We start from the raw sequence: 15,266 nt of genomic DNA on the forward strand, positions 1-15,266 counted from the left end.
CGCGGAAGTGGCGGCATCCTCCGGGGGGATGCCGCCACGGTCGTGATCGGGGCCGGGTACGGCGTCAGCTCGCGGCCGCCCGGCGCCGAACGCGCTCGCGGGCGAGGATCCAGACTGCCTCGACACCGTCCCGCCAGGTGATCTTCTTGCCCTCTTCGCGCCCTCGGGCGCGGTAGCTGATCGGCACCTCGTAGGGACGGATGCGCTTACGGAGCAGCTTGCCGGTGACCTCGGCCTCCATGCCGAAGCCACGGGACCGGACCTGGAGCGAGCGGTAGAGCTCCAGCGGCATCAGCTTGAAGCAGGTCTCCAGGTCGCCGATGTACGAGTTGTACAGCACGTTGGCCGCCATCGTGACGCCCTTGTTGCCGATCACGTACCAGAAGCTGTAGGCGCTGTGGCTACCGAAGGTGCGGTTGCCGTAGACCACCGTCGCCCGCCCGTCGAGCACCGGCTCGAGCAGCCGCGGAATGTCCTGCGGGTCGTACTCGAGGTCGGCGTCGAGGACGACCATGTACTCGCCCTCGGCGTTGTCCACCGCGGTCTTGATCGCCGCGCCCTTGCCGGCGTTGCGCTGGTGGGTAATCACCCGTAGCCGCGCGTCGTCCATCCGGCCGAGGACCTCTGCGGTGCCGTCGCGGCTGCCGTCGTCCACGACGACGAGCTCGATCTCGCACGGATAGTCCACCGCCAGTGCCTGCTTGAGGGCGTCCGCGATGCGTTCTTCCTCGTTGTAGACCGGCATGAGGATCGAGAGCTTCACGGAATCTCCACGGTGGCTACGGTCAGTCATCCTTAGCGTAACGCGGCATGTTGACCCAGGTCACAAAGACATGCCCCAAAGGCGTGACGGGATACCTCTGCCGATCGCCCGGCTTTCGGCCACGCCGAGCGCGTCCGATGTGTCGGAAGAGTCCCCTTCCGCATCGGGCCACAAGGCTTACGAGACGTATTCACATAAGCCCCTCCGCGAGGTTACCTTCTGGTAGGTAAATCGATCTTCGACGATTTATCTGAAGGAGTGCGTCGATGCTTGGCACCCCCACCAGACCCGGATGGGCGACCCGACGGCGGGCCCTGGCCGTCGTGTCCGCCGCCGCCCTCGCCCTACCGATGCTGGTCGGACCGGCCGCCCCTGCGACCGCCGCCGACCGGCCCGCCGTTCAGCCGCTGTCCGCCGCCCTCGAAGCCATCCGTGCCGCCGAGGCCACCGCCCTCTACGGCTCTCCCGCCATCCGGCCGTTGGAGCAACGGCGGAGCGCCCTGATCACGATGGGTGACAGTGAGATCTCCGGCGAGGGGGTCGGCAACTACGTGCCCGGAACCCACCAGAACGGCAACTGGTGCGACCGCTCGTACGACCAGGCGGTCTTCCGTACCGGCATCCCGGCCGACGAGAAATACAACCTGGCCTGCTCGGGCGCCACCCCGTGGAACCTGATCGCCGGCGGCCCGACCCAGCACAACGAGCTCAACCAGGGCGACTACCTGGCGATCAAAGCACGCAACACGCACGTCAAGCTGATCTGGGTGGTCGGCGGCGCCAACGGCGACGGCACCATCCAGTTCGGACCTGTCGCCACCGACTGCGCGATCCGCCGGGTCTTCTTCCAGGGAGCGTGCTGGCCGACGTACACCGACCAGTGGACGATCCGCACCGACGGCAGCCGCAGAGCTGTCGAGGACGCGCTGAACTCGATCCGGCAGACCATGACCGCCGCCGGCTACCTGCGCTCCGACTATGAGCTCGTGCTCATGTCGTACCCGAGCCCGGGCAGCCCGGACGTGGAGGACAACCCGAATTTCCCCGGCTGGTACTCCGGCGGCTGTCTGCTCTACCTCGCCGACGCGGCGTTCGCCCGGAACAAGGCCGTGCCGCTCTTCGAGACTGCGCTGCGCGCGGCGGCCACCAACACCGGCACCCGCTACCTGGACGCGAGCCGGCTCTTCCACGGCCACGAGGTGTGCACCGACAACACCTCGGTCCGCGGTCTCTACATCGAGATCGGCATCTGGGACGAGAACGCCGCCCGGCAGTCGTTCCACCCCAACAACCGCGGCCACGGCATGTTCGCCCAGTGCATCACGCAGTTCTGGAACTCGGGGCAGGCCCAGGCCACCTGCGTCGACCCGGCCAGCATCGGGCAGGGCGTGCTGGTTAACGGCCTGCTGGAGTTCAAGCAGTTGCGCAATAGCGCCACCGGCACCTGCGTGGACGGCAAGGGGTACGACTCGCGCAACAACACGGTCCAGCAGTCGTACGGCTGCCACGGCGGACGGAATCAGGGCTTCTGGTACGACCCGGCGCGGCAGACACTGCACTCCGAGCTCTCCCACGACCGCTGCCTGGACGTGACGGGCGGCTCGTTGACCGCCAACACGACGGTGAACATCTACGACTGCCAGGGCGGGCCCAACCAGAAGTTCGTGTTCGTCGGCAACCAGCTGAAGCCGGCTGGCGCGACCAACCTCTGCGTCGGCTTCGACAGTCCGTTGCTGGGCACCCCGCGGCTGCGGCTGGCCGCCTGCTCCACCAGCACCCGCCAGCAGTGGTCCTTCGAGTCCCGCTCGTACGCCAACCCGGTCGGCTACGGCCACGGCGACTTCATCGGGTCCCGGGTCTACTGAACTGAGCTGTTAACAGGGGCCCCCTATACAACGCCAGGCGTTAAGAGGGGGCCCCTCCTTTCACGGCGGGCGGTGAGCGGCGGTTCGCCGATGGTGGCGACCAGCCGCTCCGCAGGCGTCCGGAGCCGGGTCCGAAAGGCGTGGTTGAGCAGGGTGTCAACCTGCCACACCTGCTTGGGGTGGTGAGTACGGATGAGAAACCGCTCGCGGACCCCGTCGATCGCGGTGGCCGCCAGCTCGACACTCTGCGACCGGGGGTCGGGGCTCCAGGTGACGTCGCTCAGCTCGCGCAGCTCGGCATTGAGGTGCAGGCGCAGCCGGTGCAGCACCCGACTCTGCCGGGTGACCACCAGCCGGCGGTGGGTGAGCAGCAGCAGATACTCGCCGCCGCTCTGGTGGTCCGGGCGGCTGCAGCGGGTGACCAGGATCGGCGCGTCGCCGGAGCCGACGCACCGGCGGAAGATCGGCATGTGTCGACTGACGGTCTGGGTCGCCAGGCCGGTCTCGGCGGCGGCCGGAAGGAACGTTCGCGAGAACATGTCCATGCAAGATGCAACGAGCAAGTGAACGAGGGTGATATGGCTCACTCCCGACTTTGGAAACTTTCACCCTCGCTTGATGTGGGGGCGTTGTGGGAGCGGGGAAGGACGCCACCGTACCTACAAACTTGATGACGTAAACGATTCAATGCCCGGGCGTGCGGGCCGCGATGGGCCGCAGCCCAGGACACGCCAACTCTGGCGGTCGTCAGGCAAGCGGGGCTGCTGTCGCGGCGGGCCTGAGTCGTCTACGTCATCAAGTTTGTAGCGCCACAAAGAGACAGGGTGCCCTCGGCCACCCTGTCCCGGCTCACAGCAGCTCGATGATGGTGGCGTTGGCCATGCCGCCGCCCTCACACATGGTCTGCAGGCCATAGCGGATCCCGTTGTCCCGCATGTGCTGCAGCATGCTGGTCATGATCCGGGCACCGGACGCGCCGAGCGGGTGGCCCAGGGCGATCGCCCCGCCGCGCGGGTTGAGTCGCTCCGGGTCCGCCTCGGTCTCCGCCAGCCAGGCCAGCGGTACCGGCGCGAACGCCTCGTTCACCTCGTACACGCCGATCTCCTCGATGCCCAACCCCGCGCGGCGCAGCGCCTTCGCGGTGGCCGGGATGGGTGCCGTCAGCATGGTGACCGGGTCGTCCGCGGCGACCACGGCGGTGTGCACCCGGGCCAGCGGGCGCAGCCCGTGCCGGCTGGCCCACTCGCTGGTGGTGACGGCGAGCGCCGCGGCCCCGTCGGAGATCTGGGACGCGGACCCGGCGGTGACCACGCCGTCGGCCTTGAACGGGGTGGCCAGCTCGCCGAGCTTGGCCAGCGTGGTGTCCCGCCGGATGCCCTCGTCGGCGGTGAACTTGCCGCCGTCGGTCAGCGGCACCGGGGCCAGCTCGGGATCGAACGCGCCGGCGTCCTGCGCGGCGGCGGCCCTCTCATGGCTGGCCAGCGCGAACTCGTCGAGCTGAGCTCGGGAGAAGCGCCACCGCTGGGCGATCAACTCCGCGCCGACGCCCTGGTTGAACGGGAGAGGGCTGTCCTCGGCGACGCCCTCGACGCCCCGGTAGCGCGCCAGGATCGCCGCGCTGAACGGCATCCCGCCGGCCACGCTGGTGCCCATCGGCACCCGGGTCATCGACTCCACTCCGCCGGCGATCACCAGGTCGGCCTGGCCGGCGAGGACGGTGGCGGCGGCGAAGTGCAGCGCCTGCTGGCTCGACCCGCACTGCCGGTCGAGGGTGGTGCCTGGCACCGATTCGGGCCAGCCGGCGGCGAGGACGGCGTTGCGCGCGACGTTCCAGGACTGCTCGCCGACCTGGGACACGCAGCCCCAGACCACGTCGTCGACCTGGGCGGGGTCGATCCCGGTCCGCTCGGCGAGGGCACGCAACACGTGCGCCGAGAGATCGACCGGATGCACGGCGGCCAGGCTGCCCTTACGCCGCCCGACCGGGGTTCGTACCGCACCGACGATGACCGCGTCACTCATGACTACTCCCCGGTAACTTAGACCTGCCCCGATCCTACGTGCTGCCCTGGCCGCCCGTCCTCCCCCGACCTCCGGCCGTCCCGCCGCCGGCTCGACCCGGCTGGCATGCTGGGGCGGTGAATCCACAGTCGCTTCCGGCCCGGCGGTGGCGGGTGCCGGCCGTCCTGCCGGTGGCCAAACTGGTCGGGGCGGTCGTCCTGGTCGGCCTGGCCCTGCTCTTCGCCGACGGCGACCGGGTTCAGCTCGGGCTCGCCGGGCTGGCCGCCGCCGGCCTCGCCGGCTGGGCCCTGCGCGACCTGGTTGCGCCGGTCCGACTAACGATGGATGCCGAGGGGATCGCGGTGCGCGCGGGCTTCGCCGGTTGGCGGCGGCTGCCCTGGCCGGCCGTGGAGGTGATCCGGCTGGAACGGCGTACCCGGCGAGGGCTGACCGCCGAGACGCTGGAGATCGACGCGGGCGAGTCGCTGCACCTGTTCGGCCGGTACGACCTGGACGCGCCGCTGGACGAGGTCGCCGAGGCGCTGCGCGAAGCCCGAACCGCCGCCGGCTGACGCCGTCGACCCGACCGGCGGCAGCGACCGGCCGGCCTCGGCACCCGACCGGCAGCGTCGGTGCCCGCCGGCTCAGCCCGTCAGCATCGCGGTGCGGACCAGGACCAACCCGAGCAGCGCCACCAGCAGGATCGCCCCGCCCGCCGCCTGGACCAGGTTGCGGCGCAGCCGCGGGGCGTACGCCAGGACCAGGGCCATCAGCGCGCCGGTGAACAGGCCGCCCAGGTGGCCGGCGACGGAGATGTGCGGCACGGTGAACGTGAAAATCAGGTTGATCACCAGGATCGGCACGATGGCCGAGGTGTCCCGACCGAGCCGGCGCATGATCACGAAGATCGCGGCGAAGAGGCCGAAGATGGCGGTCGACGCACCGGCCGAGGTCTGGTTGGCCGGGCTGAACAGGTAGACGGCGACGTTGCCGCCCAGCCCGGCGATCAGATAGAGCGCCAGGAACCGCAGCGGGCCGAGCACCGCCTCCAGCGTCCGGCCGAGCACCCAGAGCCCCCACATGTTGAGCAGCAGGTGCAGCAGGCCGTAATGCAGGAACATCGCGGTGACCAGCCGGTACCACTGCCCGTCGGCGACCCCACCGATGGTGTCGTCGGGTAGGCGGGCCAGGCCGAGCACGGACCCCCAGTCGGTCAGCGGGGTGGAGCCACCGAGCAGCCCGCCGAGGCCGCCGCCGCCGACGGCCGCACCCACGCTCCGAGCCGAGGCGAGGGAGAGGAGCATCACCAGCACGTTCAGCGCGATCAGGGCCTTCGTGACGTAGCCCTCACGGCCGGCGGCACCGCCGCCGAAGGCGGTACGCGCCGGCCGCACGCTACGGCGACCCTCGTCGACGCACTCCGGGCACTGGTGGCCGACCGAGGCATCCCGCATGCACTGCGGACAGATCGGCCGTTCACAACGCGTGCACCGGACGTACGTCTCCCGGTCGGGGTGGCGGTAGCAGACCGGAGTGGTCGGCACCGGCCCGCCGGTGGCGTCGTTGGCCTGCCCGGAGCGCTCAGTCATGCGAGCAAAGGTACCCGCCGAATGCTTCGCTCGCTCCGCTCGCTCACGCCGGCTTGCGCTCGATCTCGACGCGCTCGATGACCACGTCCTGCAGCGGCCGGTCACTCGGGCCGGTCGGGGTGTTCGCGATCGAGTCGACCACCTTCGCGGACTGCTCGTCGGCCACCTGTCCGAAGATGGTGTGCCGGTTGTTCAGGTGCGGGGTCGGCGCAACCGTGATGAAGAACTGCGAACCGTTGGTGCCGGGTCCGGCGTTCGCCATGGCCAGCAGGTACGGCCGGTCGAAGCGCAGCTCCGGGTGGAACTCGTCGGCGAACTTGTAGCCCGGCCCACCGCGACCGGTGCCGGTCGGGTCGCCCATCTGGATCATGAAGCCGCTGATCACACGGTGCGAGACGGTGCCGTCGTAGTACGGCCCGCTGCCCGGCTGGCCGGTACGCGGGTCGGTGTATTCCCGAGTGCCCTCGGCCAGGTCGACGAAGTTGCGGACGGTCTTGGGTGCGTGGTTCGGAAAGAGCTCCAGCCGGATCGGGCCGGCGTTGGTGTGCAAGGTGGCGTAGACAGCCTCGGCCACGGGTACTCCTCACTTGTCGGTCAGTTCCATGCGGATCCTCCCATGTGCCCGATCTGGCCATGCGAAGGCATCCGAAGGTGGAGGATGACGAAGGAACAACTCCCAGGAGGTGGGACCGTGTTTGGAATCGGGCGGCGTAGGACTCAGGGGCAGCTCGCGAAGGCCGAACTGAACCAGGGCATCGGTCACCTGAGGCAGGCCGCGACGCACGCGGCGAAGGGTGCCGGCACCCGGGTCGGCCCGGGGCTCCAGGCAGCCCGGGGTGCCGTCGCGCCCGCCGCGATCATGGTCCGGGACCGGGCGTCGAGCGGCCTCGCCTCGACGGTCGCGGCGCTCGCGCCGTTGGTCCTGGCCATGCGCGAGGCCCAGGCCGAGGCAGCGGGCAAGGCGGTGACCGGCCGCAAGACCGCCGCCGCGAAGCGGGCCGCGGTGAGCCGCAAGGTGAAGGCCAAGAACGCCAAGGCCACCAGGAGGAAGCAGAAGAACAGGTCGGCGGGGCGAATGATCGGGCTGCTGGCCGCCGGCACCATCGCCGGGCTGGCCGGCGCGATGGCCATGCGCCGTCGCCGCGAACAGCAGGAGTGGGCCGAGTACGACCCGACCGGCGGGCTGGAGCCGATGCGCGAGGACGTCGACACCATCGTCGTGGAGACGCCCGACCCGAGCGCGAAGGTGACTCAGGCGACCGAGGCCGGCAGCTCGGCGACGGCCGGGGGCGGCAGCGCCGCCACCGCCACGTCCGGCAGTCAGCCGGTGATCCAGCCGACCGACCAGGTGCCCTCGGTGGCCGAGGGGGCCCGGGACGTCTCCGGCCGACCGGCCACCAACATCGCGAAGGCGCTGAACAACGGGAAGAACACCGCCAAGGCCGGCGGTCGTCACTGACCCCCATCCGGGACGGAAAGCGCCGGCGCGCGGGTACGCCCGCGGCCGGCGCTCCCGGTTGCGCCTCGAAGCCCGGCGGCTACAACCAACCGTTACGGCGGAACATGCCGTAGAGGCCCAGCGAGATGGCGAGCATGACCGTCAGCACGACCGGATAGCCGTAGGGCCATTCCACCTCCGGCATGTTGTCGAAGTTCATGCCGTAGATGCCCGCGATCGCCGTCCACACCGCGCCGATCGCCGCCCACGCGGCGATCTTGCGCATGTCGTTGTTCTGGTCGACGGTGACCTGGGCCAGCCGCGCCTGCAGTATCGAGTTGAGCAGGTCGTCGTACGAGGCGACCTGCTCGACCGTCCGGCTCAGGTGGTCCTGCACATCCCGGAAGTAGCGCCGGATCTCCTCCGGCACCTCCCGGTTGGCCTGCGAGGTGAGGGTGAGCAGCGGCCGCTGCAGCGGCGTCACCGCCCGCTTGAACTCCACCAGCTCCCGCTTCATCTGATAGATCCGCTGGATCCGGCCGCTGCCCTGCCGGTCGAAGACGTCGGCCTCCAGCACGTCGAGGTCGGTCTCCAGCTGGTCGGCGACGTCCAGGTAGAGATCCACCGCCCGGTCGGTGATCGCATAGGCGACCGCCCACGGACCGTGCGCCAGCAGCTCCCGCTTCGCCTCGAGGTCGGCCCGCACCGGCGCGAGTCGGGAGGCGTCCCCGTGCCGGACGCTGATCAGGAAGTTCGGCCCGATGAAGAGCATCACCTGACCGGTCTCCACCACCTCGGAGTACTCGGTCAGCTCGGTGTGCTCGCAGTAGCGGGCGGTACGCAGCACCAGGAACGCCACCTCACCGAAGCGCTCCAGCTTGGGGCGCTGCTGGGCCTTGACCGCGTCCTCCACGGCCAGCTCGTGCAGGCCGAAGGTGGCGGCGATCTCGGTCATCTCGTCCAGCCCCGGCTCGTGCAGACCGAGCCAGACGAAGGCGTTGCGCTGCTCGCCGGCCGCCGCCAGGGCGTCGGCGTAGTGCCAGTCGCCGGGCTGGCGCGCGCCGTCGACATAGAGGCCGCAGTCGACGACCCCGCTGCGGCCGGCGCCGGTCGGCTCGGGCGTACGCGGGGAGCCGTCGGCGTTGAGGATGCGGGACATGGCCCGTACCGGTGCCGCCCAGGCCCGTGGCCTGACCGCCCGGCTGCCGTTCTGTCCGGCGGTGCGACCGCCTGCCACCCGGTCCGTCATCTCGCCCCCTCCCCACGATGCTGCGGCTAGCAGGTTACGCCGATCGGGGCGACGCGCAGCACGAGCGGGCGTACGCGCGGCTGGGCGGCTGCGACGGACGTCACACGGGCGGGCGGTGGGTGGGTGGTGCCGGGCGGGCCGGCCGCGTCAGGGGGGTGAGGGGCGACACGGCCCACCCGGCACCCATTGGGGGCGGGAGTTGTGCTAAGCGCGCCAGCGGCCCCGGCGGGGGCGGCGGGGCTCCCCGGACGGCGGACCTGTCACGACGGGAGATGAACGGCGCTCGCAGCATTGTGGGCCGCCGGCCGGCTCAGCGGGAGTGCTGAACCGGCCGGCATCGCCTTATTGTCGGAAACCCGACAGAGATTACCCGCGGACTGCGGCCATCGCCTCAGCCAGTCGCCGGACACCCTCGTCGATCCGGTCCGCGGTCACCGCGGAGAACGCCAGCCGGAGCGCGTGCCGACCGCCCTCCAACAGGAAGTCGCTGCCCTTGACCACCGCGACGCCGCGCTCGGCGGCGGCCGGGGCGAGCCGGTCCACCTCGATGTCCTCCGGCAGCTCGACCCAGAGGAAGTAGCCGCCGTCCGGCTCCACGAACCGAGCCTCGGGAATGTGCCGGCGCAGCGACTCGGCGAGCACCCCGGCCCGTTCGCCGAGGGCGGTACGCACCGTGTTGATGGACCGCTCGATGTCACCGGAGACGCAGAACTGGTGCACGATCGCCTCGGAGACCATGCCGGGCGAGATGTAGAGGTTGGTGGCCTTCTTGGCGATCGCGGCGATCAGCTCGGCGGGGCCGACCAGGTAGCCGACCCGGACCCCCGGGCAGACCGTCTTGGTGAAGCTGGAGGCGTGCACCACCACGCCCCGGGTGTCCATTGACAGCATCGACGGCAGCGGCTCGCCCCGGAACCGGATGTCCGCGTACGGGTCGTCCTCGAAGATGGTGAAGTCGTACTCGGCGGCCAGGTCGAGCAGCTCCCGGCGCTTCTCCAGGGACAGGGTCACGCCAGCCGGGTTCTGGTAGTTCGGGATGACGTGGGCCAGCCGCGGCCGGACCCCCGACTCCAGCAGCTTGCGCAGCTCGGCGGTGTCCAGACCGTCCGGCTGGACCGTCACCCCGTGGATCTCGCCCCCCATCTGCTGAAGGTTGAGCAGGGTCCGGTCGTACGTCGGCCGCTCGACCACCACCGCGTCACCCCGGCGGACCAGGTGGTCGAAGAGAAAGGCGTCGGCCTGCAGGGACCCGTTGGTGATCAGCACCTGGTCGGCTTCGACGCCGTGCTTCTCCGCGATCCACTTGCGCAGGGGTGGGTAACCGACGGAGGTGCCGTACGCCGTGATCCCGGCGGGATCGGCGTCGAAGGCGCGGACGGCGGCGGCCTTGAGCCCCTCGACATCAACGATGTCCAGCGAGGGAGCGCCACGGGCGAAGGAGATCAGCTGCTCGGCGGTCATGCGCACGAGCCTAGGGCCTGGTACGGCCGGTCCGACCGACATACCCGCGAAGTTCAACAGGCGGACCGTCGATCCGTCCGAGGGGACCGCGAAGATCCGAAACGAGCTCGCCCCGGCCGTGCTCAAGGACGTCGGGGACCGCAGGTCGCACGAGCTGATGACGACCGCGCTGACCCGCTGGCGGCCGCGGTCCGATCCGGGGTCGAGATGCCCGCTTCGGCCGTCACCGGCAGCACCCGCCAGGCGTTCGGCTGAGTGTAACGGTACGCACGGCCCGAGTGGCCGGGGTTACCGTCGGGCGGTACGCACGTCCGACCTGCGCCCCGCGACGGGCCATCAGCCAGGGAGGGCCATGCCGGCCGAACGAGACCAGCAGCACGCTTCCGGGCCACCGGCCGGCCTCTGGCCGGGTCCGGACATCCCGCGCCAGCAGAGCGCCCCGGGGCTGCCGTGGCCGGAGGCCGCGGGTCCGGTTCCACCGATCGAGGCCCAATCCACGCTGCCCTGGCCCGAGACCGGTGCCGCCGACGAGCCCGGACCGGTCCCGCCCGCCGACGGCCCCGACCTGCCGCCACCCCCGGTCGTGCCACCCCCGACCGCGCCGGCCTCCGCGCCAGCGGGCGAATCCCGCCGGAAGTGGCGGTTGGCCATCGCGGCGGCGGTCGTCCTGGCGGTGGCGAGCGGCGGGGTCGCCGTGGCGACGCTGCGCCCCGAGCGGCCGCAGGCCGCCCAGCCCCCGGTGCAGAGCGGACCGACCGGCGCGCCCGGCCCGAGTGCCGCCGGTTCGGGCGCTGCCGGTCCGCCCAAACCGCCGTCGGCCTCCGTCGGGTCGGCCCAGGGCTTCACAGGTGCCCGGCTGGCCCTGCCCGGCGCGTCCATCGGCGTGCAGAGCGGGGAGACCTTCGGCCAGGCGTTGGCCCGTTCCGACCGCACCTTCGGCCGGCTACGGATGGCCCGGATCTACCTCCCCGGACTGCCGCCGGTCTGGAAGGGCAGCCGGGCGAGCCTCGTCAACCGGCCCGTGGTGGTCTCCTTCAAGGCCTCCCCTCGGGAGATCAACTCCGGCCAGCACGACGCCCGGCTGACCTCCTGGTTCGCCTCGATCCCGCGTGAGCACAACGTCTACTGGTCCTACTATCACGAGCCGGAGGACGAGGTCGCGCGCGGCGCCTTCACGGCGGAGGAGTACCGGGCGGCCTGGCGTCGGATCGCCGGCCTGGCCGACCGGGCGGGCAACCCCAAGCTCATCAACACGCTCATCCTGATGTGCTGGACTCTCGACCCGAAATCCGGGCGGAGCTTCGACTCCTTCTACCCGGGCGGCGACGTGGTCGAGGCGCTCGGCTGGGACTGTTACAACTGGGGCGTCAAGTGGAAGCGGTACGCGACCCCGCAGGAGATCTACGGTCGCGTGATCAGCAAGTCCCGCGAGCTGAGCAAACCGTGGGGCGTGGCGGAGACCGGCAGCGACCTGGTGCCCGGCGACACCGGCACCGGCCGGGCGGCGTGGATCCGCGCGATGACCAGCTATCTCAGCAGGCAGCGGCCGGAGTTCGTGGCGTACTACAACCAGGTGGTCGGCCAGGGTGACTTCCGGCTGCTGGACCAGCCCAGCATCCAGGCATGGCGGTCGTTCTGCCTGGCCTGACCGGGAACGTGCGGCACGGGTGACATGACCGATCGGTCGCCCGTGGCGTACCGGCTCAGATGCCCCGGCCGCGCTTGTGCAGCGTACGCAGCACCCGGTCGGCGTGCACGGCCCGGCTCGCCACCGCCAGGGCCAGGTAGGCGCGCGGCTCGCGGGGGTTACGGGCCAGGGTGCGCCGGGCCCACCGGACCGCGTCCCGCCGGTTGCCCATGGCGGCCTGCGCGAAGGCGATCTGGCCGGCGACCCGGGCCTCACCGTGCGGCACGGTGGCGAACTCGGGGTATCGGCGCAGCAGCCACTTCAACGCGGTCGAGATGGTCTCCCAGCGCTGCGCGAAGTATGACCGCTCGTGCCACCGCACCAGCACGTACGGCCTGCCCACGTTGACCAGCGGGGCGTACCGGGCGGCCCGGAGCAGAAACTCGTAGTCCTCCGCGTAGCTGCCCGGGATCTGCTCGTCAACCAGCCCGATCCCGTCGAGCAGCGTGGCCCGGCGGATCAGGAACGTGGACGGGTGCAGCTCGGTCAGGCGGTCGCGGAGCAGCGCCTCCAGCGACACCCGGGTCCGGTCCAGCGAGCGGTCCACCGTCCGCTCGTGGTAGCTGACCCGGATGCCGCAGCTGATCAGCGCGCCGTCCGGGTGGACGTCGAGCGCGCCGAGCTGAGCGGCGAGCTTGCCGGGCAGCCACTCGTCGTCGTCGTCGCAGAACGCGACCAGCTCGCCGGTGGCCGCCTCGATGCCGGTGTTGCGCGCCCCGGCCAGCCCCGGCGTACGGGTGTTGGTGATGACCCGGACCCGGCGATCGCCCCGGTCCAACTCGAGCGACCGGTCCGGCTCGGACTGGTCGTAGACCACGATGGCCTCGATCAGGCCCGGGTGCGCCTGGCTGAGGATCGCGTCAAGCGCGACCCGCAGCAGCTCCGGGCGGTCTCGGGTCGCGACGACCACCGAAATGCTCGGAGTGCTCAAGAGGACCCCTGCACGGAGTCGGATCCCCGCTGACCGAGGTAGCCGTAGCGGAGCCGGAAGGGCAGCGTGGCCAGGCTGACCACGGCACGGCTGCGGCGCGGCAGGCGGGTACGCCAGGCCTCGTCCCGGTGCACGGTCAGGGGGCCGTCGTTGAACCGGAGTGGGTTGCCGGCGATGCTGTGCACTCGGGCGGGCCATGCCGGCGACGACACCACGGCGTCGCGCGAGGCCGAGCGCGCGTCAGCCGGATCGGTGAGGATACGCAGCGCCGCCGGGTCGTCCGGCAGCCCGGCGAACTCACGAAGCCGGCGTACGGTGCCCGTCGGGTCGGCGGTGAAATCCTCGTAGCGCAGCCGGCGCACCTGCGCGCGGGCGGCGAGCAGGTGGAACGCGGCGTTCTGCGCGGTCCACAGCTTGCTCACGGCCAACGGGGAGAAGGTGGGCATGAAGTCCTCGCCGTCGACCACTTCGGGCCGGCGCACCTGCTTGCCCCAGGAGTACGCCACTGCCCGGCTGTCCCGGACCAGGTGCAGCACCCGCAGCACGAGCCCGTCGGCCCAGCGCAGCGCGAAGGCGAGCGAGGCGTGTTTGCTGGAGTCCACCACGATCCGGGCCCCGCTGACCGCGAGAGCCGCGCGGTAGATCCGGGTGTAGTGGGAGGCGTACGCGCGGACGTCGGCGAGCTGCTCCGGCGGCAGGGAACTCTTCGCGAGCCGGGGGATGTGCCGGGTGCGATCGACGCGGCGCTTGAGCGCGAGCATCTCGATCCGGTCGACTGCGGACCAGCCGCCAAAGGCGTGCTCGCCCACCCGCTGCCAGAACAGGCACCCGGTGAAGCGTTCGCCGCAGCCGCACCGCTCGTCGGCGCCGAGCGCCCGTTCCCAGAGATGGACCACCTCACCGAGGGCGCACACGTCCGCGCTCTGCGCGAGGAGTAGTTCGAGAAGCGTGGAGCCGCTGCGGCCGAGGCCACCGACGAAGAGCACGCGCGGGGTGTCCGTCACCGCCGCCCTCCGCCGCGCTGGTGTATCCGGCGGGCCATCAGGTCGTCGATCACCTGACCCACCCGGGCCACCGCCTCGGCCCGCGGGTCGGGCCGGCCCGGGTCCGCGGTCAGGATGAAGCGGGACGGGTCGGCCAGCCCCTCGTCGAGGGTGGCGAGCAGCTCGGCCTCGGATTCGCAGAGCCGGACCATCCCGGCCGCACCGAGCCGCCGGGAGAAGAGCTGCTGGTGATTGTCGACGTGCTCGTCGTGGGTCGGGTCGCGGGGCACCACGATCGGCAGATGGCCGGCGCGCCGGGCCTCGGTGATGGTGGCCGGCCCACCGTGGCTCACCACGAGCGTGGCCTCGGCCATCGCCCGCTGCAGCTCCTCGTGGCCGACGAACGAAGCGGCCCCGGGCAGGCGGGGGGTGCGGCTGTGTCCGTACTGAAGGAAGACGTGGACGTCACCGCGGTCGGCGTGCCACCGCTCCAACCAGTCGACCAGCCGGTCGAACCGGTGCACGTCGGTGCCGACCGCGGCCAGCACGTACGGTGCCGGAGCGCAGCCGTGGGAGGGGCTCACAGCAGGTTACCCACGACGGTCGCCTCCGGGTACATGCGGCGCTGTTCCTCCCACTGCACCAACATCGCGGAGAGGAAGGGCCGGCAGAGCCGGGCGGTCAGCGTCGCGCTGTCGATCCGGTCGTAGACCTCGATGTAGACGGTCGGGATGCGGCGCAGCCGGGCCGCGACCACGAATGGCAGGGCCACCCCGGCGCCGGTGGTGACGACTGCGTCCACCCGTCGGCGGCGCATCACCTCGATCGCCAGCAGGGCGTTGCGGGTCAGGTTCTTCACGTTGCGGGTGGTGGGATGGTGCGCCCACACCACGTCCTCGCCGTCGAGCAGCGACCGGGCGTCAGGAGTGTCGAAGGTGACCCAGGCCCGGCGCCGGTTCCGGTACCAGGGTCTCAGCGCCGTCAGCTGGGCGAGGTGGCCGCCGCTGGAGCCGACCAGCAGGACCTGTCCGGAACCTTCGGTTGAGCCGTTCACCAAACGTCCTCTCCATATGCCCACGGCCGCGCCCGCATTTATGTGAGTGACCTTCAGGCACGCCCTGCCAAACAATCGGCCTGCAGCTGCACATTGATGGGAATCTCACCTCGCACAAATCCCGTCCCACCCCGCAGGGCCTGCATGGGCCCTGCCCCTGCAATCACCTGGTCAAGCAAACAGCCAGGTCGGCCACAATGCAACGGTGTCGCGAGCCGGCCCGCTCGAACCGGTCGGGCGGTTGT

Annotated in this window: 15 protein-coding genes; 4 read left to right on the forward strand and 11 right to left on the reverse strand. The window is 71.1% G+C overall.

The features are described 5' to 3' along the window. Positions 1–64: 64 nt before the first annotated feature. Positions 65–763 (reverse strand): glycosyltransferase family 2 protein, encoded by a 699-nt coding sequence (locus ABZ671_RS26475; RefSeq protein ID WP_357862978.1) that lies wholly within the window; start codon positions 761–763, stop codon positions 65–67. Positions 764–1,029: 266 nt separating this feature from the next. Here ABZ671_RS26475 and ABZ671_RS26480 point away from each other — a divergent pair, with 266 nt between their 5' ends. Then, a complete protein-coding gene (locus ABZ671_RS26480; RefSeq protein ID WP_357862981.1) occupies positions 1,030–2,628 on the forward strand; it encodes a ricin-type beta-trefoil lectin domain protein in 1,599 nt (532 codons plus the stop codon). Positions 2,629–2,651: 23 nt separating this feature from the next. Here the strand turns inward: ABZ671_RS26480 and ABZ671_RS26485 are convergent, their stop codons facing one another. Together ABZ671_RS26485 and ABZ671_RS26490 are read right to left on the reverse strand one after the other, a co-directional pair. After that, positions 2,652–3,173, reverse strand: coding sequence for a hypothetical protein (locus ABZ671_RS26485; protein WP_357863030.1), 522 nt, complete (start codon positions 3,171–3,173; stop codon positions 2,652–2,654). A 304-nt stretch (positions 3,174–3,477) separates the two neighbouring features. After that, on the reverse strand, positions 3,478–4,650 hold the full coding sequence (locus ABZ671_RS26490) for an acetyl-CoA C-acyltransferase (RefSeq protein WP_357862983.1): 1,173 nt from the start codon (positions 4,648–4,650) through the stop codon (positions 3,478–3,480). A 116-nt stretch (positions 4,651–4,766) separates the two neighbouring features. Here ABZ671_RS26490 and ABZ671_RS26495 point away from each other — a divergent pair, with 116 nt between their 5' ends. Beyond that, positions 4,767–5,201, forward strand: coding sequence for a PH domain-containing protein (locus tag ABZ671_RS26495; RefSeq protein ID WP_357862985.1), 435 nt, complete (start codon positions 4,767–4,769; stop codon positions 5,199–5,201). A 72-nt stretch (positions 5,202–5,273) separates the two neighbouring features. On the opposite strand, the gene ABZ671_RS26500 is transcribed toward ABZ671_RS26495, so the two are convergent. Both ABZ671_RS26500 and ABZ671_RS26505 read right to left on the reverse strand, forming a co-directional pair. Then, positions 5,274–6,218: a rhomboid family intramembrane serine protease gene (locus ABZ671_RS26500; RefSeq protein ID WP_357862987.1), complete on the reverse strand. Its 945-nt coding sequence runs from the start codon at positions 6,216–6,218 to the stop codon at positions 5,274–5,276. A gap of 43 nt (positions 6,219–6,261) precedes the next feature. Next, positions 6,262–6,792, reverse strand: a complete 531-nt coding sequence (locus ABZ671_RS26505; protein WP_357862989.1) for a peptidylprolyl isomerase — start codon at positions 6,790–6,792, stop codon at positions 6,262–6,264. Between the two features lie 84 nt (positions 6,793–6,876). Here ABZ671_RS26505 and ABZ671_RS26510 point away from each other — a divergent pair, with 84 nt between their 5' ends. Next, positions 6,877–7,677 (forward strand): hypothetical protein, encoded by an 801-nt coding sequence (locus tag ABZ671_RS26510; RefSeq protein ID WP_357862991.1) that lies wholly within the window; start codon positions 6,877–6,879, stop codon positions 7,675–7,677. Between the two features lie 79 nt (positions 7,678–7,756). On the opposite strand, the gene corA is transcribed toward ABZ671_RS26510, so the two are convergent. Together corA and ABZ671_RS26520 are read right to left on the reverse strand one after the other, a co-directional pair. Further along, complete coding sequence (gene corA / locus ABZ671_RS26515; protein WP_357862993.1) at positions 7,757–8,905, reverse strand: magnesium/cobalt transporter CorA; 1,149 nt, start codon at positions 8,903–8,905, stop codon at positions 7,757–7,759. A gap of 366 nt (positions 8,906–9,271) precedes the next feature. Next, complete coding sequence (locus ABZ671_RS26520) at positions 9,272–10,366, reverse strand: PLP-dependent aminotransferase family protein (RefSeq protein WP_357862995.1); 1,095 nt, start codon at positions 10,364–10,366, stop codon at positions 9,272–9,274. Between the two features lie 352 nt (positions 10,367–10,718). On the opposite strand from ABZ671_RS26520, the gene ABZ671_RS26525 reads away from it, so the two are divergent. Continuing rightward, on the forward strand, positions 10,719–12,014 hold the full coding sequence (locus ABZ671_RS26525; RefSeq protein ID WP_357862997.1) for a hypothetical protein: 1,296 nt from the start codon (positions 10,719–10,721) through the stop codon (positions 12,012–12,014). 55 nt (positions 12,015–12,069) lie between these two features. Here the strand turns inward: ABZ671_RS26525 and ABZ671_RS26530 are convergent, their stop codons facing one another. From ABZ671_RS26530 to ABZ671_RS26545, 4 genes are read right to left on the reverse strand one after another with little or no spacing between them, the layout of a single operon-like run. Beyond that, the gene (locus ABZ671_RS26530) at positions 12,070–13,008 is read right to left on the reverse strand and encodes a glycosyltransferase family 2 protein (RefSeq protein ID WP_357863032.1); all 939 of its coding nucleotides are present in this window, start codon (positions 13,006–13,008) and stop codon (positions 12,070–12,072) included. Beyond that, positions 12,981–13,988, reverse strand: a complete 1,008-nt coding sequence (locus ABZ671_RS26535; RefSeq protein ID WP_357863000.1) for a sulfotransferase — start codon at positions 13,986–13,988, stop codon at positions 12,981–12,983. The genes ABZ671_RS26530 and ABZ671_RS26535 overlap by 28 nt, the downstream gene beginning before the upstream one ends. Further along, positions 13,985–14,551: a glycosyltransferase gene (locus ABZ671_RS26540; RefSeq protein WP_357863002.1), complete on the reverse strand. Its 567-nt coding sequence runs from the start codon at positions 14,549–14,551 to the stop codon at positions 13,985–13,987. The genes ABZ671_RS26535 and ABZ671_RS26540 overlap by 4 nt, the downstream gene beginning before the upstream one ends. Beyond that, entirely contained in the window at positions 14,548–15,024 is a 477-nt protein-coding gene (locus ABZ671_RS26545; protein WP_357863004.1) for a UDP-N-acetylglucosamine--LPS N-acetylglucosamine transferase, read from the reverse strand. The genes ABZ671_RS26540 and ABZ671_RS26545 overlap by 4 nt, the downstream gene beginning before the upstream one ends. Between the last annotated feature and the right edge of the window lie 242 nt (positions 15,025–15,266).

The organism is Micromonospora sp. NPDC006766, from assembly GCF_040636055.1.
GTDB lineage: Bacteria > Actinomycetota > Actinomycetes > Mycobacteriales > Micromonosporaceae > Micromonospora.